Annotated in this window: 14 protein-coding genes and 1 tRNA gene; 9 read left to right on the top strand and 6 right to left on the bottom strand. The window is 67.7% G+C overall.

Annotated elements, in window-relative coordinates; translation table 11 throughout:
* Positions 1–86: 86 nt before the first annotated feature.
* Both hisC and V5F89_RS05055 read left to right on the top strand, forming a co-directional pair.
* Positions 87–1187: a histidinol-phosphate transaminase gene (hisC, locus tag V5F89_RS05060; protein ID WP_338447159.1), complete on the top strand. Its 1101-nt coding sequence runs from the start codon at positions 87–89 to the stop codon at positions 1185–1187.
* Entirely contained in the window at positions 1184–2110 is a 927-nt protein-coding gene (locus tag V5F89_RS05055; protein WP_338447158.1) for a prephenate/arogenate dehydrogenase family protein, read from the top strand. Before hisC ends, V5F89_RS05055 begins: the two co-directional genes overlap by 4 nt.
* 6 nt (positions 2111–2116) lie before the next feature.
* Here the strand turns inward: V5F89_RS05055 and V5F89_RS05050 are convergent, their stop codons facing one another.
* The 4 genes from V5F89_RS05050 to ftsE are packed head-to-tail and all read right to left on the bottom strand — an operon-like array spanning position 2117 to position 5029.
* Positions 2117–2833, bottom strand: a complete 717-nt coding sequence (locus V5F89_RS05050; protein ID WP_338447157.1) for a lysophospholipid acyltransferase family protein — start codon at positions 2831–2833, stop codon at positions 2117–2119.
* Positions 2812–3351 (bottom strand): YdcF family protein, encoded by a 540-nt coding sequence (locus V5F89_RS05045; protein WP_338447156.1) that lies wholly within the window; start codon positions 3349–3351, stop codon positions 2812–2814. Before V5F89_RS05045 ends, V5F89_RS05050 begins: the two co-directional genes overlap by 22 nt.
* Positions 3348–4280 (bottom strand): cell division protein, encoded by a 933-nt coding sequence (locus V5F89_RS05040; protein ID WP_338447155.1) that lies wholly within the window; start codon positions 4278–4280, stop codon positions 3348–3350. Before V5F89_RS05040 ends, V5F89_RS05045 begins: the two co-directional genes overlap by 4 nt.
* Positions 4277–5029, bottom strand: a complete 753-nt coding sequence (ftsE, locus tag V5F89_RS05035; protein ID WP_338447154.1) for a cell division ATP-binding protein FtsE — start codon at positions 5027–5029, stop codon at positions 4277–4279. The genes V5F89_RS05040 and ftsE overlap by 4 nt, the downstream gene beginning before the upstream one ends.
* 155 nt (positions 5030–5184) lie before the next feature.
* Between ftsE and V5F89_RS05030 the strand changes: the two genes are divergently transcribed.
* Positions 5185–6066, top strand: coding sequence for a zinc-ribbon domain-containing protein (locus V5F89_RS05030; RefSeq protein WP_338447153.1), 882 nt, complete (start codon positions 5185–5187; stop codon positions 6064–6066).
* Between the two features lie 105 nt (positions 6067–6171).
* Positions 6172–6258, top strand: a tRNA-Leu gene (locus V5F89_RS05025).
* Between the two features lie 63 nt (positions 6259–6321).
* On the opposite strand, the gene V5F89_RS05020 is transcribed toward V5F89_RS05025, so the two are convergent.
* A complete protein-coding gene (locus tag V5F89_RS05020) occupies positions 6322–7833 on the bottom strand; it encodes a S10 family serine carboxypeptidase-like protein (RefSeq protein WP_338447152.1) in 1512 nt (503 codons plus the stop codon).
* Positions 7830–8990, bottom strand: a complete 1161-nt coding sequence (locus V5F89_RS05015) for an aminotransferase class V-fold PLP-dependent enzyme (protein WP_338447151.1) — start codon at positions 8988–8990, stop codon at positions 7830–7832. Before V5F89_RS05015 ends, V5F89_RS05020 begins: the two co-directional genes overlap by 4 nt.
* A gap of 270 nt (positions 8991–9260) precedes the next feature.
* Here V5F89_RS05015 and V5F89_RS05010 point away from each other — a divergent pair, with 270 nt between their 5' ends.
* From V5F89_RS05010 to V5F89_RS04990, 5 genes are all read left to right on the top strand, one after another.
* Entirely contained in the window at positions 9261–10733 is a 1473-nt protein-coding gene (locus V5F89_RS05010; RefSeq protein WP_338447150.1) for a S10 family serine carboxypeptidase-like protein, read from the top strand.
* Positions 10734–10871: 138 nt separating this feature from the next.
* Positions 10872–13919 carry a TonB-dependent receptor domain-containing protein gene (locus V5F89_RS05005; RefSeq protein WP_338447149.1) on the top strand — a complete coding sequence of 1016 codons (3048 nt, stop codon included), beginning with the start codon at positions 10872–10874 and terminating at the stop codon, positions 13917–13919.
* A gap of 122 nt (positions 13920–14041) precedes the next feature.
* Entirely contained in the window at positions 14042–15229 is a 1188-nt protein-coding gene (locus V5F89_RS05000; protein WP_338447148.1) for a pyridoxal phosphate-dependent aminotransferase, read from the top strand.
* The gene (locus V5F89_RS04995) at positions 15226–16677 is read left to right on the top strand and encodes a S10 family serine carboxypeptidase-like protein (protein WP_338447147.1); all 1452 of its coding nucleotides are present in this window, start codon (positions 15226–15228) and stop codon (positions 16675–16677) included. Before V5F89_RS05000 ends, V5F89_RS04995 begins: the two co-directional genes overlap by 4 nt.
* Positions 16674–17972, top strand: a complete 1299-nt coding sequence (locus tag V5F89_RS04990) for an APC family permease (protein WP_338447146.1) — start codon at positions 16674–16676, stop codon at positions 17970–17972. Before V5F89_RS04995 ends, V5F89_RS04990 begins: the two co-directional genes overlap by 4 nt.
* The last annotated feature ends 34 nt before the right edge of the window (positions 17973–18006 follow it).

The raw sequence follows: 18006 nt of genomic DNA, 5'->3' as shown, positions 1-18006 counted from the left end.
CGCGCGTGTCAACACATCCGCCCTTAGCCGGGGCAAGCAGGATTTGCTTCGATTCGCCGGTCAGGCAGGCTATGCGCCCGGCCATCATGGCCCAGCAACCTGCCCGCAAGCCCTGGATCGAGGGCATCCACGCCTATGTGCCCGGGCAGTCGAAAGACGCCGCCGGCCGCGAACTGGTCAAGCTCTCGGCCAACGAGAACCCGCTGGGAACCAGCCCGGCGGCGCTGGCGGCACTGGAGAGCGCCAGTCCGCCCGCCCGCTATCCCGACCCCGATTCCCTCGCCCTGCGCGCGGCGATCGGCCGGGTGCACGGCCTCGATCCGGCACGCATCGTATGCGGCACGGGATCCGACGAACTGCTCAACCTCGCCGCGCAGGGCTATGCCGGGCCGGGGGACGAGGTGCTGTTCCCGCGCTACAGCTTCGCGGTTTACGAGATCGCCGCCCGGCGTTGCGGCGCCGTGCCGGTCGAAGCGCCCGATGCCGACTACGGCGCCGACGTGGACGCGCTGCTCGCCGCGGTCACGCCGAGAACGCGGGTCGTGTTCCTCGCCAATCCGAACAACCCGACCGGCAGCCTGCTGTCCGCCGGGGAAATCGCCCGCCTCCATGCCGGATTGCCGGGCGACGTCCTGTTCGTGCTCGACCAGGCCTATGCCGAATATCTCGACCCGCAGGACGACGACCGCGGGCTGGAGCTCGCCGCGCGCCATGCGAACGTCCTCGTCACGCGAACGTTCTCCAAGATCTACGGCCTCGCGGGCGAGCGGATCGGGTGGGCCACGGGCGCGCCGGCGATCCTCGACACGCTCAACCGCATTCGCGGGCCGTTCAACGTTACCGGGCGCGGCCAGGCCGCGGCGCTGGCGGCCGTCGAGGACCAGGACTTCATCGAACGCTCGCGCCGGCATAATGCGGCCGAACGCGCGCGCTTTATCGAAGCGATCGGCGCGCTGGGCAACCGCGGCCTGCGCGCCCTGCCCAGCGCCGGCAACTTCGTGCTCGTACTGTTCGAAGGGGCGCCGAGCGCGGTCGAAGCGCACGAGGCGATCGCCCGTGCAGGCTATGCCGTGCGGCACCTGCCGGGCCAGGGACTGGGGCACGGGCTGCGGATCACGATCGGAACGCGCGCGCAGATGGATGCGATTGCCGGCGTTCTGCGCGATCTGGCGGACAAGGCGCGATGACGATCGAGCGCGTTGCCATCGTGGGGCTCGGCCTGCTGGGCGGTTCGGTCGGGCTGGCGGTCGCCGAATGCCTGCCCGGGGTCGCAACGACCGGTTACGACGCCGATCCGCAAGTCCGCCAGCGCGCCGCCGAGCGGGGCCTGGCCGGCACGATCTGCGAGACGCCCGAGGATGCCGTGCGCGACGCGGACCTGGTGCTGTTCTGCGTTCCGGTCGGCGCGATGGAGGCCGCCGCCCGGGCCTGTGCCGCCGCCCTGCCGGCAAGGGCAATCGTGTCCGATGTCGGATCGTCGAAGGCTTCGGTCGGCGAGGCGCTGTCGCGCGCCTTGCCCGGGCACCGCGTAATCCCCGCGCACCCGGTCGCGGGGACCGAACGCAGCGGCCCCGACGCCGGCTTCGCCAGCCTGTTCCGCCGGCGCTGGTGCATTCTCACGCCGCCGGACGATGCCGACCCGGACGCGGTCGAGGCGCTGCGCCGCTTCTGGGAAGCGCTTGGCGCCAAAGTCGAGATCATGGATGCCGCGCACCACGATCTCGTGCTCGCGGTCACCAGCCACATCCCGCATCTGATCGCCTATACCATCGTCGGCACCGCGTCCGACCTGGAGGAAGTGACCCGCAGCGAGGTGATCAAGTATTCGGCCGGCGGGTTCCGCGATTTCACCCGCATCGCCGCGAGCGATCCCACGATGTGGCGCGACGTCTTCCTCTCCAACCGCGAAGCGGTGCTGGAGATGCTGGGCCGTTTCACCGAGGATCTGACCGCGCTGCAGCGCGCGATCCGGCGCGGCGACGGGGAGGCGCTGTTCGACCTGTTCGCCCGCACGCGGGATATCCGCCGCTCGATCGTCGAACAGGGGCAGGACGATGCCCGCCCCGATTTCGGGCGCGCCGACCATACGGAGCCCGGAAACTGCCGGTGAGGCGCGCTACGACCGCCGCGAAGGGTCGGAGTTGAGAGCATTGATCGCTTCGCCGACTTTCGCCTCGATCTCGGCGCGCGGCAGGCCGGGCGCGATCGGCTCTCCGAAGCGATAAGTGATCGTCCCCGGCCGCTTCAGCCGGCGGTGATAGAGCGGGCCGCTGTCCACCGCGACCGGCACGACCGGCAAACCCAGCAACTTGTAAAGCCCGGCAAAACCGGCCTGTAGCGGGGCGCGATCGCCGTGCGCGACGCGGGTCCCCTCGGGGAAGATCACCAGCGGCCGCCCCTCGGCCACGAACCCGCGCGCCGCCGCGACCATCGCGCGCAGGGCCCGCGCCCCTTCGTCGCGGGAAACCGAAATGCAGCCATAGGCGCGCGCCGCGCGGCCCCAGCCGGGAATGGCGAACAGCTCCCGCTTGGCGAAAGGCACCGGGTGGCCGAACAGGCACGGAAGGTCGATCGCCTCGAAGAAGCTTTCGTGTCGAATGGCGTAAAGCGCCGGCCCGGCCGGCGGCGCGCCTTCGATCCGTATCTCGATACCCAGCAGGACGCGCGAACAGAACCGGTGGAACCGGCACCATTGCGACACCACGTTCGCCAGCGCGGAACCGCCGGCCGGCGCCATCGCCAGGGCGGCCAGCACGTAGAGGACGCTGCCGAGGTAGAACGCCGGATAGAATGCGAGGTTGCGCAGCAGGATCACCCCTTCGCCCCCCGCCACAACCGCGACACGACGCTGGCCAGCAGCTTGTGATATTCCAGAAACAGGATGCGCAGCGAAGGCTGCGAAGGAACCGCGTCGCGCACGACCTCCACCCCGTCGGGCAGAGTCCGCTTCAACTCCCCGGCTGCCCGGCGCATATGCCAGTCCGTGGTCACCAGCCGCAGCGAGCGAACCCGGCGCGCCCGCACCCACTCCGCCGTCTCGGTCGCATTGCCGCGCGTATCGACCGCGGAAAAGCCCAGCGAGACGCAGCATTCCATCGTTGCCACGGGCACGTCGAATTGCCCGGCGAACTCGGCCGGGCGCACTTCGGGGTCGACTCCGGTGACAAGCAGGGCGCGTGCATCGCCGGCGCGCAGAACCTCCAGGCCTCGCTCGATCCGGCCTGCCGCGCCGGTGGGCACGATGACGGCATCGGTCTTCGCCGCTTCGACCGGACCGGGCAGGGCGATCGCGAACCACAGGAAGCCCAGCGCCCATGCAAGCACCGCGGCGGAAACCAGGCGCCGGATCATAGTATCCTCCGAAGCGCCGACAGGACCGTAAACCGCGCAGTAACGATCGCGATCGCAACGCCGGCCAGCGGGATTGCGGCCAGCGCGATCCAGTCGCGGGTGTCCAGTCCGCCGCCGGCGACCATCCCGGATCCCAGCTGCGCGAACTGCCGCCCGAGAACCAACATCGCGCCGAAGCCGAGCGCCAGCCCGACAATTCCGCCGATCAGCGCGTCGCGCGCAATCGACCGCTGGAAAATGCGTGCGATCTGCCCGTCGGTGCCGCCGAGCAGGTGGATGATCTCGATCGTGTTGCGATTGCTCCCCAATGCCGAGCGTGCCGCAAGCCAGACCGCCGTTGCGCTGGTAAGGGCCAGCAGGACGACGAGAGCGATCGCGAGCCATTGCAGAGCCGCGATGACATCGAACACCGGGCCGAGCCAGCTCGACTGGGCATCGACCCGCGCATCGGGCGCGATTTCGGCCAGCCGGGCCTGCAATCCGGCCACGGCATCGGCATCCGCCGCCCCGCGCAAGCGCACGTCGATCAGCGCGGGAACAGGAACCGTCGCCTGGCCGATCCCGGTGCCCAGCCAGGGCTCGAGCAGCGCCTCCAGCTCGCCTTCGGGCACGCGCCGATAGCTCGCGACCGCGGGATCGGCGGAGAGGGCCGCCTCCACCGCGCGCGCCTGCTGCTCGCGCTCTTCCGGCAAAGCCTCGAGCACTTGCACGGTGGCCCCGCCGGCGAGTTCGGCGCGCGCCGCCTCGGCCATGTTCTGCAATGCCAGCCCGCCGGCTGCCGCGATCACCGTCAGCGCGACCATGATCGCGATAACCCACGGCATCGGCCCCGCCAGGCGCGCTTGCGGCACCAGGCGCGCCGCACGCTCGCCCGCGAACGGCGCGAAGCCCTTGCGCAGGGCGCGGTTGAGCCCGGGGCGGGCGGTCATGGCGTCCCCCGGCCCCCGCGTGCAGTGCGCGGGGGATAGCGCAACACGCCGGTGGGATCGGAAAGGCGCCCCTTGTCGAGCCGCATGATCAGGGAATCGGGCACTTTCTTCAACAAGTGAACGTCGTGGGTCGCCACCACGACCGTCGTGCCCAGACGGTTGAGCGCTTCGAACAGGCGGAGCAGTTTCAGCGCCATTTCGGGGTCGACGTTTCCGGTCGGCTCGTCCGCCACCAGCATATCGGGGCGGCCGATCACTGCGCGGGCAATGGCGACCCGCTGCTGTTCCCCGCCCGACAGCGTCGCCGGCCGCGCGTCGCGGCGGTGCGAAAGCCCGACCCATTCGAGCATGTCGGAGACCGGCTTGGCCACGTCCGCCTCGTCCACGCCCGCCACCCGCAGCGGCAAGGCGACGTTGTCGAACGCGGAGAGGTGCGGAACAAGCCGGAAATCCTGGAAGACGACGCCCAGACGCCGCCTGAACCGGGGCAGGCGCGCGCGGGGCAGAGTGATCACGTCGGTCCCGAACATGCGGATCGCCCCGCGCGAGGGGCGCTGCGCCAGATAGAGCAGCTTCAGCAGCGAGGTCTTGCCTGCCCCGCTGGCGCCGGTGAGGAAATAGAAGCTGCCCGGATAGAGCGTGAAGGACACATCGCGCAGCACTTCGCCATCGGTGCCGTACCGCAGCCCGACATTGTCGAACGATACGATCTCGCTGTCGAAATCGCTCGCGGAGTCGAAATCGTTCATGGCCGGGCGGTCGCCTGCATGGTCGGAGAAGGGCAAATGCGCATCTGCGCGCGGCTATAGCGGCGCTTCGATGTGGAAAAAAGCCGCTCGCGCACCTCGCCTCTCCGGCGGAGCCTTGTTGCGATTCGTCCGGCGCCGTAAGGATGGCGGTTACGATGATCATCGCCTGCCCCGCCTGTTCGACGCGCTATGTCGTTCCCGACAGTGCCATCGGCGTCGACGGGCGTACGGTGCGATGCGCCAAATGCCGCCACAGCTGGTTTCAGGATGGCAGCGGGGCCGACCCCGATCGCGCGGAGAATCGGGCCGAAGACCGCCCGGTCGCACGTCCCGCTTCCTCCCCGCCACCGCCGGTTGCACCGGCATCCGACGCCTCGCCGGCAAAGACAGGGTCGCCGACGGGTACGGGGCCCGGCACCGCCGCGCCCGGGCCGGAAGAAGCGGCGCCAGTGCATGGTCCTGATGCGGCGATACGGACGCCGCCGGTGGACGAGCAACCGCCTCCACCGGCACCGCCGCCCTCTTCGCCGGACGACGGGTGGCCGCAAGACGCGGAGCCGGGAGACGACGTCCGCTCGCCCTTCGCCGCCGAACCGCCGTTCCGCCCGCGCCGGAACCCTCTCAGGGTCTGGACTATCGCGGCGGCCGCATTCGCCGCCATCGCGGTCGGCACGGTTGCCGCGGTCAGCTATTGGGGCCTGCCCGACTGGGTGCCGATCAGCCGGCCGACCTTTGCCGTCGAACAGCCCGACCTGGTGCTGGAATTTCCGGCCGATCAGCAGGATCGCCGCACTTTGCCCAACGGCACCGAATTCTTCGGCGCCAGCGGCACGATCACCAATGTCGGCCGCGAAACCCGCAGCCTGCCTTCGATCCTGATCGTCATGCGCGACGCGCGCGACCGGATCGTCTACAGCTGGGAAGTGTCCCCGCCTCAGCGCCGCCTGGCCCCGGGCGAAAGCGTGACGATCAACGAGGCGGTGACCGACGTGCCCAAGTCCGCCAAGTTCGCCGAAATCGGATGGAAGCCCGACTGACGGCCGGGGCGGGCATCCACCCGCTCAAACCGCTTGCGATGCGGCAATCCTGTTGCTAGGGGCGCCCGCCTACCCCCCGAGGACGCCCGTCGTCCTTCTGACTGTGCGGTCGTGGCGGAACTGGTAGACGCGCAACGTTGAGGTCGTTGTGGGCTAACGCCCGTGGAAGTTCGAGTCTTCTCGACCGCACCAAGTTCACTTCCGGGAAAAATGCGCCGGTGGCTGCCGGCATCGCCGCTGCCGCCCGTGCAGACCTCAGCGTTTGGTTCGCCGCAGTTCCCCGGCCCAGCGGCGAATGTCCGCGGACAGCGCCGCCAGCCCCTCCGGGTCTTCGAAAACCGAATGGCCCGCGGGATAGAGATGGGTGCTGCGCCGGTCGAGCGGAATGCCCGCCTGGTCCAGCGCGAAGATTCCCGCATAGGCCGGCGTCGTTATGTCGTACAGTCCGCCCACAGTGAACACGGTCATCCCCGGCTTCTGCGCCATGGCTTTCGCGAGATGGGGGGTGAAGCGCGCTGTGCGATAGCTGGTCCCCTCTCCCCAGCCCCATTTGAAATTGATGCCCAGATTGAGACTGCGATAGGGGCTGGGAAGCGGATAGCCGAGTTCTCCGGCAAGATAGGCCTCGATCGTCTCGCTGGTCGATGTGCCCAGCGTCATCGAAGGATCGTCGAACGGCGGCTGGAAATTGGATTCGGCAATGCTGCGCGTCGCCCGGGCGTCCAGCTGCCCCGTGCGCAGCCCCCGATCGGCAAGGAGGCCGAGCATGAAGCCCTGCTTGTCCAGCCGCAGGTCGTTCTCCAGCAGAACCTCCGCCGGAAGGCCGATCAGGGCCGACAGGCGCGCGGCGAGGGCGCGCCTTTCCCCGTCGGGCAGCGAGGGGCCGCGGATCAGGGCGGTGGCATATTCGTCCTGCGCAAAGCGAAGCGCCGCATCGTAGACATCCCGCGCCGTCCGCCCCTCACGCGCCACCGCTCCATGATACCACGCCACCGCCGCCAGTGTCGGGAGGAGCACCACGTCCGCGATCACCGGCCCGCTGGTATCGCCGATCGACATCGAAAGCAGGCCAACCCCGTCGGGCAGCGGCAGTCCGGCTTCCATCTGTGCGCCGAGCATCGCCAGCGCGCGCGCCGAGCCGTAGCTTTCCCCGACGAGGGCATAAGGCGAAGCCGTCCGTCCGTTCGCCTCGCGCCATGCCTCCACCACTTCGGCCACGGCGCCGGCATCGCCGGCCACGGAAAAGAGGCTGGACGGGTCGGCCCCCGCAACCGGCATGCTGGCGCCGGTGCCGGGCGGATCGACGAACACGAGATCGGCGACGTCGAGCGGGCTGTACTCGTTGTTCACAAGCCCGCTCCCGTCCGACCCGATAACGCGCGGCCCGAATGCATGCATGTGCAGCGGAGACGACGATGCGCCGGGTCCGCCGTTGAAAATGAACAGGACCGGTCGGTCGGACGCATCGCCTGCGTTCCGCGCGACATAGGCATATGTGACGACCACCGCGGCGGTCTCCCCCGCCGCATTGGCCACTGGCGTTTCGGTCACGATGGCATCGTAGGCCACGGCTTTGCCGTTGAACGAACCCCGGTGCCGGGTGGTGACGGTCCGATCGCTCGCCCGCTCGCGGGGCACCATCGGCTCCATCGCCTTCAGGAACGACGGCGGCATCGGCCGGTCGAACTCTTGCGCGGCGGAAGGGGACGCCCCCAGCGCCAGCGAGGCGGCGGCAAGCGTCAGGATCAGGTTTCGGCCGGTTTTCATCGCATATCCTCATGTGACAGATCGGGGAGCACGTCGATCAGCCGCTCCACATCGTCGGCAGTGTTGAAAAACGAAAGACACACGCGGAAGCGGTTGCGCGACAGCGTGATCCGCACTCCGGCCCGGTCCAACGCCGGGGAGAGCCGCTCGTGCGCGCCCTCCAGCACGCAGGTCAGCAGCGGTGTCCGGCTGTCGCGCGGGGTCGCGACCCGGTATCCCTTGGCCGGCAGCGCCTCGTGCAGGCGGGCGAGCAGCGGCTGGCGGCTGGCGGCGATCCGATCGACCCCGATGTCGAGCAGCGCCGCAAGCGACCAGTCGAGCTGGGCCATCACCGAATGCGACCGGGTCCCCATTGCGAACAGCCCTTCCGCGTCGTTGCGCGGGGCCATGTCGGCAACACTGCTGCCGGGCGGATCGAAAGGGTAGACGTGAGATCGGAACCGGGCGAGCTGGTAATAGCCGAAGCGAGTGCGGCGAAGCTGTTCCAGCCGGTCGGCCCGGGCATAGAGGAAACCCAGCCCGAAATCGCCCATCAGCCACTTGTAGCTTGCGCAGGCGGCGAAATCGACGCCGGTTGCGTGCAGATCGACCGGCACCGTGCCGGCTGCATGGATGATATCGGCATAGACGAACGCACCGTGCGCGTGGGCAATCTCGCAGATCCGCGCAAGATCGTGCTCGAAGCCGTTGTAGGTCGAGACCAGGGACAGGCTGACGAGCCGGGTATTGCCGTCGATCGCCCGTTCGTAGGCCGCGGGATCGATCCGACCATCTTGCGGGTGCAACCAGACCACATCCATCCCGCGTTCGGCCAGTTGCTCGTACATCCAGAACGAGCCGAAGAAGTGCAGCGTGTCGGTCACGATCCTGCCCCCGCTGCTGGGGATGTCGAGCGCATCCACCACCAGCTGCTCGCCCGCAGTCGTGCTCTGAACGAAAGCCAGTTCCTCCGGCGCGGCATTGACCAGCCTGGCGAAAGAGGATTTCACGCGCCGCTCGACCTCTCCGCTCGGCCAGCGCGCTCCCCGCGCATGGCTATCGAGATATCGCTCGACAGACGCCTTTGCGCCCAGCGGTATCGGGTGCATCGTCCCGGAATCGAGGTAGGTCCCGTCCATCGGCGCAAACAGCGCAGCGGCCGAAGCCGTTGCGGGCACCGCGCGACGCGAGCGGGCGGCCAGCCCGGCGGCGACGGGAAGACAGGTGGCCCCGGCGATTAACCCGCGGCGTGACAATTTCGGTGCAGCCGTAATGATATCCCCACCCATTGTTTGCACAATATCGGCCCTCTCACGCATAAATAATCCCTAGTTGCAGCCGAAATGGATTCCTCCGAATCCAGCGCCGGACCGGCGCACCGGATCGGGCAACCTTTCGCATAAATTTGATCGAGGCGCCGGGTTACGATCGATCGCGGGAGGCTTGGCATGACGAAAACCCTTTCCATTTTTATCGCCGGCGCGGCCCTTGTGCTGGCCGGATGCGCCAGCGCCTCGCAGGATCGACGCGCGATGGCCCCGGCATGTGCCGAAGGTGCGGTGCGCACGGTGCATAGCGCCGTCATCGGCGGAAAGAGCCTGGACTATGCCGCCTGCGCCGGGACACTGACAGTGCGCGGCGACGACGGCGAACCGCTCGCCGACCTGTTCTATACAGCATACTTGGTGCCCGGCGCGCGCGACGCGGGCGAGCGGCCGCTGACCTTCGTCTGGAACGGCGGGCCCGGCGCGGACTCCCGCCTGCTTCACTTCGAGGCCCTTGGCCCCAGGGTGCTGAAAGACGGGGCCCTGGTCGACAATGCGGCCAGCCCGCTCGACGCCAGCGATCTGGTCTTCCTCGACCCGGCCGATACCGGCTTCAGCCGAACACGATCGGCGGAAGCGAGAAAGCGGCTCTATTCCACCGTCGGCGACATTGCCGCCACGACCGATTTCATCGTCGGCTTCCGCCTGGCTTACGGCCGCACGCATTCGCCGCTGTTCCTGATCGGGGAAAGCTTCGGCACCTGGCGTGCCGCCGGGGTGGCGGAACGGTTGGCGGATCGGGGCGAAAGCGTGGCGGGAATCGGCCTGATCTCGGGCGGAATCCCGCTGGGCGACTACGGCGACAGGGCGCTGATGCGCGCGCTTTCGCTTCCCGGCCGAACGGCATCCGCGGCAGCGCACGGCCGGCTGGCACCCGAACTCCAGTCCGATGTCGACGCCGCGATCGCCGAGGCCGAAGAATGGGCGCGCGAGGTCTGGCATCCGGCACTCGCCGATCCGGCGGCGCTGGACCCGGACCGGCGAAAGCGGACGGTTGCGGCGCTCGCACGGTATCATGGCATCGCTCCGTCCGCGGTCGACGCCGATACGCTGTGGATCTCGCCCCGCGACTTCCGCACGGCCCTCCTCGCCGACGAGGGATTGACTCTGAACGTGTTCGATATGCGCAAGACCGGCCAGCGCGCGGCCAGCCCGCAGGAGGAAAGCGCGGTTCTGCGCTACTACAACCGGACGCTCGGCTATCAGGCCGGCGACTACGCGGGGATCGAGGTGGATGCCTTTCCCGTCGGCGGGCAATGGCAATACGATCAGGCGCCGATCACCGAAGAGTCGCTGGCACGGGCGATGGCGGGCGAAGGCCCGCCCAGCCCCTCCCGGCCATGGACGCTGCGGGCCTTGCAGAAGATGCCGGCGATGCGCGTCTTCGTGGCCGCCGGACTTTACGATTCGCTCAACAGCTGTGCGGCCAACGAAGCAACGGTGGCCACGCTTCCGCGCGACGTCGCGCCGCGAATTCGGCTCCACTGCTATCGGGGCGGACACATGATGTACGACGATCCGGCAGTAGCCAAAAAATTCGGGTCCGACGTCCGTTCCTTCCTTGGCAATCCACGCCGAAGCGCGTTTGCGAGCTAAATTATGCCTATCCGATGCTAAGCCTCGAGCAGTTATGCAGACGACGCAGCCGCCCCACCCCTGTTTGCAACAATTTGCGCCGCGACCCGGCCTAGTCTTGGCAGTTGCCGCGGGGGACTCGGCAACGACAGCAATAAAATGATGAGGATCGACATGTTCATTCAACGCTACAGCCGGATCGGCGGCGCTCGCACCACACTCCTGGCGACATCCGCTCTGGCCGCTCTGGCCACGCTACCCGCCGCCGCGAGCGCGCAGGAACAGGAAAGCGATCCATTCGCGACCGCTGCGGCCGAGAATGCACCGATCGTCGTCACCGGGTCGCGCATTCGCCGCGATCCGGCCGACGAATCCGCACCGCGTGTCGTGCTGAGCGAAGAGGTTGTCGAAAGCCGTGGCTATACCAGCGCGGCCCAGGCCCTCAACACCCTCACCAGCAACTCGCCGCAGCTCAGCCAGGCCGACAACAGCGGCGAAAGCAGCGGGTCGGGCCAGCAGTTTCCCAATCTCTTCGGGCTCGGCCCCGGCCGCACGCTGACGCTGGTCAACGGGCGGCGCATGGTCACCACATCTTCCGGCCTCGGCGACGCACAGGTGGACGCGAACATCATTCCGCTCGGCCTGCTGGAACGGGTCGAAGTGATTCAGGGCGGCGGGGCCGCGGTCTACGGGTCGGACGCCATCGCCGGCGTGGTCAACTATGTCCTGAAGGACGATTTCGAAGGGCTGGAGCTGGACGCCCAGAACGGCATCTCGTCGCGGGGTGACTTTCACACCTACAGCCTGCGCGGCACCGCGGGGACCAATTTCGCCGACGGGCGCGGGAATGTCGCGGTCGACATCAACTATGCCAAGTCCCCCATCTTGCGCTTCGCCGACCGGCCGCTGTCCGCGCTCGGACGCCTGACGGTTACCAATCCGGAGAATGAGACCCCCGACGACGGTATTCCGTCCAGGAAGGAGCTGCTCGACGCCCATTTCTGGGAATTCAACGCGAACGGCGTGCTCTTCAACGCGCCCGCTCCGTTCACCCGGTTCCTGACCCAGCTCGACGGAACGCCGCTGCAATTCGCGCCCGACGGCGGCCTGATGGCCTTCGATCCCGGCGAAGAAGTCGGCATTCCCTTCGCCAGCGGCGGCGACGGTTTCGCCTATCGCGATCTGGTCGGCCTGCGGACCGGGGTGGAGCGGCTCACCGGCAATATGATCGCCAGCTACGAGCTGTCGAGCGCGGTCACGGCGAAGGCGGAGCTGCTCTATGCCCGGACCGAGGGCGAGGAAATCCCCCAGGGCCAGAGCCGCACGATCCTGAACGCCGGCAGCTATGCCGGGCCGGTGATCTTCACGATCGACAATCCTTTCCTGAGCGCTTCCGCCCGCAACACGCTGTCTGCGGCGAACCCCGGCTTCGCGGCCGGCGCGCCGCTGTTCCTTTCGAAATATTTCTACGACCTCACCCCGTCGAACAGCCAGACAACCGAAACCGAAACCTATCGCGGCGTGATCGGCCTGGAAGGCGACTTCGCCGCCGGGTGGCGGGACTTCTACTGGACCGTTTCGGGCAGCTATGCCCGCGTCGAAGGCTCCCAGCGCCGCTGGGAAGTCGACAACGCGAAATACAACAACGCCATCAATGCGGTCCGTTCGGGCGGCGCGATCGTCTGCGCGATCAATGCCGATGCCGACCCGGACAACGACGATCCGGCCTGCGATCCGATCAACCCGTTCGGCAACGGCAATGTCAGCCAGGGCGCGCGCGAATATGTCAGCCTGCAGGCCGGGCAGGACTACACCAACGAACAGATCGATTTCCTCGCCACTCTGGGCGGCGATCTCGTCCGCCTGCCCGGGGGCGACGTGCAGTTCAGCCTCGCTTACGAGCATCGCGACGAGCAGGTTTCCTTCATGCCGCTGGAAGCGAACCGTCTCGGCCTGTTCGGCGGGGGCACGATGGAACTGGCGCAGTCGGGCGGGTACAATACCGACGAGTTTTCGGGCGAGTTGCTGGTTCCGATCATCGGCAGCGGCATGGAGGTGCCGCTGGTCGAAACGCTCGAGCTGAGCGCTGCCGGCCGGTATGTCGACAACTCCATCGCCGGCAAGGAAGAGGTCTGGGACCTGAGCCTGCGCTGGCAGCCCGTCTACGGCGTAACCGTGCGCGCCTCGCGCAGCCGCAACTTCCGTGCACCGACCCTGACGCAGCTCTTTGCGCCGTCGACCACCTCGCTCGATTCGGCGGGGACCGACCCATGCGATGCGGATCGGATTTCCAGCGGACCCAACCCCGACGTGCGCTATGCCAATTGTCTGGCGCTGTTCGAGGCAAATCCCGGCTATGGCGTGGAAGCCGACGGGTCCAATGCCGGGGCGAGCGCCGCCGACCGGCTCGCCGGCTTTCAGAGCCCGGCGGAGAATTTCCAGCGGGCGACCATCACCACCGGCGGCAACCCCGATCTGCGCAACGAGGTGTCCGACACCTTCACCTACGGCATCGTCCTGCAGCCGGCGTTCATCCCCGGGCTCACGATCAGCGCGGACAGGGTCGAAATCGACCTGGAGGACGGCCTGTCGCCGTTCACCACGGAGGATTTCGCCGCCGCCTGCTACGACAACGTCAACCCCGATCCCGAGGTCTGCGCCGCATTCGACAGGATCGCCAATCCCGACGGCCTGAACCCCGGCGGGACCATTCTGAAGGGGACGACAACCACTTTCAACGCCGGCGTCGTCAAGTATCGCGGCGAGATCTACGCGATCGACTACCGCTTCGAACCGGCAGGCGGCGACCTCGGCCGGTTCCATGTCGGGATCGATGCGACCCACAACACGCTGCTGACCACCTCGGTCACGGGCGAGACGTTCGTGCGCACCGACAACACTTACCTGAAACCGACGTGGGAGGGGCGCTTCAACCTCGACTGGGAGAAAGGACCGGTCCGGGTAAGCTATCAGGCCTACTACCTCGACGAGACCAAGGCGGATTCCGATGCGACCATCGAAAACAACCCGCACCCGATCCTGTCGAGCAACCTGACGCACAGCCTCTCCGCGCAGTTCGAAGCCGGAGCGATGACCTTCCGTCTGGGCGTCGACAATCTCACTGACGAGCAGCCGTCCTATCCGCAAATCTCCTACGGCGACATTCTCGGCCGCCGGTTCTGGGCCGGAATCAAGGTTCGGATGTGACGATCGTCGAAACGGCGCGGGCACACGCACCAGCGTGAACCCGCGCCGACAAAAGAAAAAAGAAGGCACGACCGGAACGAAGCGTCCCCGGTCGGCAGCGACAACCGGCAAGTGAGATATTGATGACGTCCCGCCCCTCCGTCCGCCCGGCTCCGGTCTCGTATTCACAGTGGGTTCGGCAGGTGCTCGCCCGGATGGAACCGCAGCGCGACAGGCTCGTCAGTCTGTTCGAAAGCTCGGTCCCCGAGCCGCTCGAACTGCTGGCGGAGCTGGTGAGCGACAGCTTCGGCGGCGCTGTCACCAGGCATTACGAAAGCGCCTTCGCGAGCGGGAACCCGCACGTCATCGAGACGCTGGCGCGCGAATACGCCGTGGCGAAGGAACAAGTGCTCTCGACCACCGGGGCCACCGGTGCGCTGTCGCTGCTCTATCGCGCCCTGCTGAGGCCGGGAGACCGGCTGCTGGTCGAAAATCCGGGTTTCGACCTCTTCGGCATACTGGCGCGTTCCTATGGCCTGGGCGTCGACACTTTCGAGCGTTCGGGGCCGCGCTTCGCGATCGATCCGGAAACGGTCGAGCGGGCAATCGGCCCGGACACGCGGCTGATCGTGATTTCCAACCTGCACAATCCCTCGGGTTTCATGGTATCGGAAGACGTGCTGCGAGCCCTGGGCGAGATTGCCGACCGGCACGAGGTCTATCTCGTCGTCGACGAAGTCTATGCTCCCTACGCGGGCGATGCGGCGAAGCCGGCGGTCACCCTGGGCATTTCCCCGCGGATCATTTCGATCAACAGTCTCACCAAAATCTATGGTCTCAGCACGCTTCGCTGCGGATGGATCGTGGCGGACGCGAAAGTGATGGAACCGGTGCGCGCGCTCAACCGCGAGGTCGAATTTGCGATCTCCAAGCTCTCGCACGCCATTGCGGCGCGGATTCTCGAGGACCCGGATGCCTATCGCGAGCGGACCGCGGCGATCGTTTCAGGCGCCCGGCCGTTTATCGACGCCTATCACGCGCGCTGGCTGGCCGAAGGGCTGGTGGAAGGCGAACTGCCCGAACACGGGTGCATCGCCTTTCCCCGGCTGGTCGGGATCGAGGATACCGGGACGTTTTCCGAATGGCTCGCCGAGGAGCGCGGCGTTATCGTCGCACCCGGCGAGTATTTCGGCGCGCCCGGTCACGTCCGTCTGGGTTTCGGAATCGACGCTGCCCGCCTCGAACTGGGGCTGGAAGTGATGACCGAGGCAATGCACAGCTATCGCGATGCGCGAACGCGGGCCGGCGAAACCAGGATGAAGCAACGATGATGCGAACCGTCGCCGGAAGGCTGAAGAACCTGCGCGGAGCGGCCCGTATCCTGGCCTTTGCCGCGGCGACGCTCGTCCCGGCGCAGAGCCAGGCGGAACCGGCGATCCCACCGGGGATTGCGATCGAGGCCGACACGATAGCGGTCTCGAGCAACGGCGACGTCCCCGATGCCAGCGTCGGCTACATCGCCTACACCGCGGCGGACGATGCGAACCGGCCGGTCCTGTTCGCGTTCAACGGCGGGCCTGGCGCATCTTCGACGTTCCTCCATCTCGGCGTGCTCGGCCCCGCCAGACTCGAGGTTCCGCAGGACCCCACGGCGCACCTGCCCGCCAGGGCGCCGGTCGCGGCCAACACCGGCAACCTGCTGGACATCGCCGATATCGTGTTTCTCGACCCGCCCGGCACCGGCTTCTCCTCGCGCGAGGGGGCGGATGCGGAGGTCTACAACAGCGTATCGGGCGATGCGCGAGCGGTCGCGCAAGCCGTCGACGCCTGGCTTGCCGCGAACGGGCGGAGCGACGCGCCGGTCTATATTCTGGGTGAGAGCTACGGCACGATCCGCGCGGTGGCGATGCTCGACGCTTTCGCCGCGCTCGAGAGCGCGCCTTCGATCCGCGGCGTCGTCCTGCTCGGGCAAGCGCTCAACATGATCGAGACCTCGCAGCGGCCCGACAATATCATAAGCTACGTCGTCTCGCTGCCTTCGCTGGCGGCGATCGCCTGCTATCATGGCAAGGCGAGCCAGCCTTGCACCCCGCAAGCGATAGCCGACGAAGCGGCGCGTTTCGCGCATGAGGAATATCTGCCGGCCCTGTTCGCGGGAGAGACCCTGCCCGATGCGGAACGCCACCGGATCGCCGCCCGACTGGAGGCGCTGAGCGGCATTTCGGCCGCCTTCTACCTTGCGCACGACCTGCGGATTTCGAAGGAGCGCTTTCGGGTGGAGCTGCTGCGCGATGCCGGCAAAGTGATCGGCCGATACGATGCGCGCTATCTTGCTCCGCGGCCCGAGGACGCCGGTCCGGTCGTGGGGCCCGACGCCTTTTCCGCGGTGTCCGACCTCTATGCGGCTGCGATGCCCGGATACCTGGGCACGATCCTGCCGCACCTGGACGCCGGCACTTACAAGGTGATTGCCCGGCCGGAGGGCACCTGGCGCTACGGCGGCGCGGATTCGCCGTTCGCGGACTGGCCTTTCATGGAGATCGTGGAACAGGCCGCCCGTTCGAACGCGTGCCTGCGCCTCTTCGTAGGCACCGGAATCTTCGACCTGACGACGACGATCGGCGCCGCGGACTATCTTTTCGCGCAGACCTCGCTGCCGCCGGCTCGCTACCGCGCGGAAGAATACGGGGCCGGGCATATGTTCTACTCCGACGCCGCGGCGCGCGAGGCCTTTCTCGAAGACATGCGGTCGTTCATCGCAGCGGACGGCTGCCCGTGAGCGGGGGCGACAACCGGCTGCGCCAGGGGATCGGGCTGTGGGGCGTGGTGTCGCTGGGGCTCGGCACTGCGGTCGGCGTTTCGATATTCTCGGCGGTTTCGCCCGCCTCGGGGCTGGCGGGCCCGGGCATGCTGCTGTCCGTGCTGGTCGCGGCCCTGCCGATGTACCTGATCGCGGTCAGCTACGCCTTCCTCGGCTCGGCGTTGCCGGTATCGGGTGCCTCGTTCGTCTGGCCGTCGCGCTTCCTGCACCCCGCGCTCGGCTTCTTCATCGCCTGGATGCGGATCGTCGCGAACATGGGGGCGATGGTCGTGCTCGCGCTCGTCCTGACGCGCTATATCTCGATGATCGTTCCCCTGCCGACCAAGCCGGCGATGTTCGGCTTTCTCCTGCTCGCGCTGATCGCCAACCTTTTCGGCGTGCGAACCGCGGCGCGCAGCCAGACGATCATGATCGGCATGCTCGTGCTGCTGTTCGCGGTCTTCGTGGCATGGGGTGCGGGCACGGTCGAGACGGTGCACCTGACACCCTTCTTCCCGCAGGGCATATCCGGTGTCCTCGCCGCTGCGCCTTTGCTGATGGGCCTGTTCTTCGGCATCGAAGCGGCGACCGAAGCCGGGGCCGAAGTCCGCGAGAGCCGGCGCAGCATCCCGCTCGGCATCGCCTTGTCGATCGGCTCGGCCACGATCCTCTATCTGGCAGTGGCCTTCGTCGCCGTGGGTGTGATGGGCTGGGACGCCCTGGCCACCAGCGAAGCGCCGATACTGGAAGCGGCGGAGCGGTTCATGGGACCGGCCGCGCGGCCGCTGGTCGTGCTTGCCGCGGTGGTCGCGATCGGAACCAGCCTCAACGCGATCTTCACCCTCTTCAGCCGCAGCCTGATGGCGATGGGGGAAGCCGGCGTCCTGCCCCGTGCGCTCGCGCGGGTCCATCCGCGCTGGCACGTGCCCTATATCGCGCTGCTATCGGTGTTCGCGCTGGGATGCGCCGGTCTCCTGCTGCCGATGGAACTGACGTTCCTGTTCCTGGCGGTCAATATCCCCAACCTGGTGAAATACGGGAGCATCTGCCTTGTCGCCGCCAAAGTCGCCCGCCTGCATCCCGATATTCACGCCGCGGCCGCTTTCCGCCCTCGCCGCGGCGCGGTCATCGCGCTCGGCAACGCGGGCGCGATCTGTGCGGGTGCGCTGATTTTCACCGGTCTCGAAGCCGACTGGCGCCCCTACGCGCTGCTCGCGGTATGGGGGCTGGTCGGCGCGGCATGGTACTTCCCGCGCCGCGTCAACCGGCGCTAGCGCCCTTCCCGGCAAGACCGAAACGGCGCCGGCA

Source organism: Pelagerythrobacter marensis (assembly GCF_036700095.1).
Classification (GTDB): domain Bacteria; phylum Pseudomonadota; class Alphaproteobacteria; order Sphingomonadales; family Sphingomonadaceae; genus Pelagerythrobacter; species Pelagerythrobacter marensis_A.
The sequence above is the reverse complement of the archived record's forward strand: the minus strand, read 5'-3'. Positions and strand labels throughout refer to the sequence as shown.

Excerpts from the sequence above, each read along its gene's own strand:
- V5F89_RS05040 (WP_338447155.1), bottom strand. The coding sequence starts at position 4,280 with ATGACCGCCCGCCCCGGGCTCAACCGCGCCCTGCGCAAGGGCTTCGCG.
- V5F89_RS05000 (WP_338447148.1), top strand. The coding sequence starts at position 14,042 with ATGACGTCCCGCCCCTCCGTCCGCCCGGCTCCGGTCTCGTATTCACAG.
- V5F89_RS04995 (WP_338447147.1), top strand. The coding sequence starts at position 15,226 with ATGATGCGAACCGTCGCCGGAAGGCTGAAGAACCTGCGCGGAGCGGCC.
- V5F89_RS05020 (WP_338447152.1), bottom strand. The coding sequence starts at position 7,833 with ATGAAAACCGGCCGAAACCTGATCCTGACGCTTGCCGCCGCCTCGCTG.
- V5F89_RS05045 (WP_338447156.1), bottom strand. The coding sequence starts at position 3,351 with ATGATCCGGCGCCTGGTTTCCGCCGCGGTGCTTGCATGGGCGCTGGGC.
- V5F89_RS05005 (WP_338447149.1), top strand. The coding sequence starts at position 10,872 with ATGATGAGGATCGACATGTTCATTCAACGCTACAGCCGGATCGGCGGC.
- hisC (WP_338447159.1), top strand. The coding sequence starts at position 87 with ATGGCCCAGCAACCTGCCCGCAAGCCCTGGATCGAGGGCATCCACGCC.
- V5F89_RS05055 (WP_338447158.1), top strand. The coding sequence starts at position 1,184 with ATGACGATCGAGCGCGTTGCCATCGTGGGGCTCGGCCTGCTGGGCGGT.
- ftsE (WP_338447154.1), bottom strand. The coding sequence starts at position 5,029 with ATGAACGATTTCGACTCCGCGAGCGATTTCGACAGCGAGATCGTATCG.
- V5F89_RS05010 (WP_338447150.1), top strand. The coding sequence starts at position 9,261 with ATGACGAAAACCCTTTCCATTTTTATCGCCGGCGCGGCCCTTGTGCTG.
- V5F89_RS05030 (WP_338447153.1), top strand. The coding sequence starts at position 5,185 with ATGATCATCGCCTGCCCCGCCTGTTCGACGCGCTATGTCGTTCCCGAC.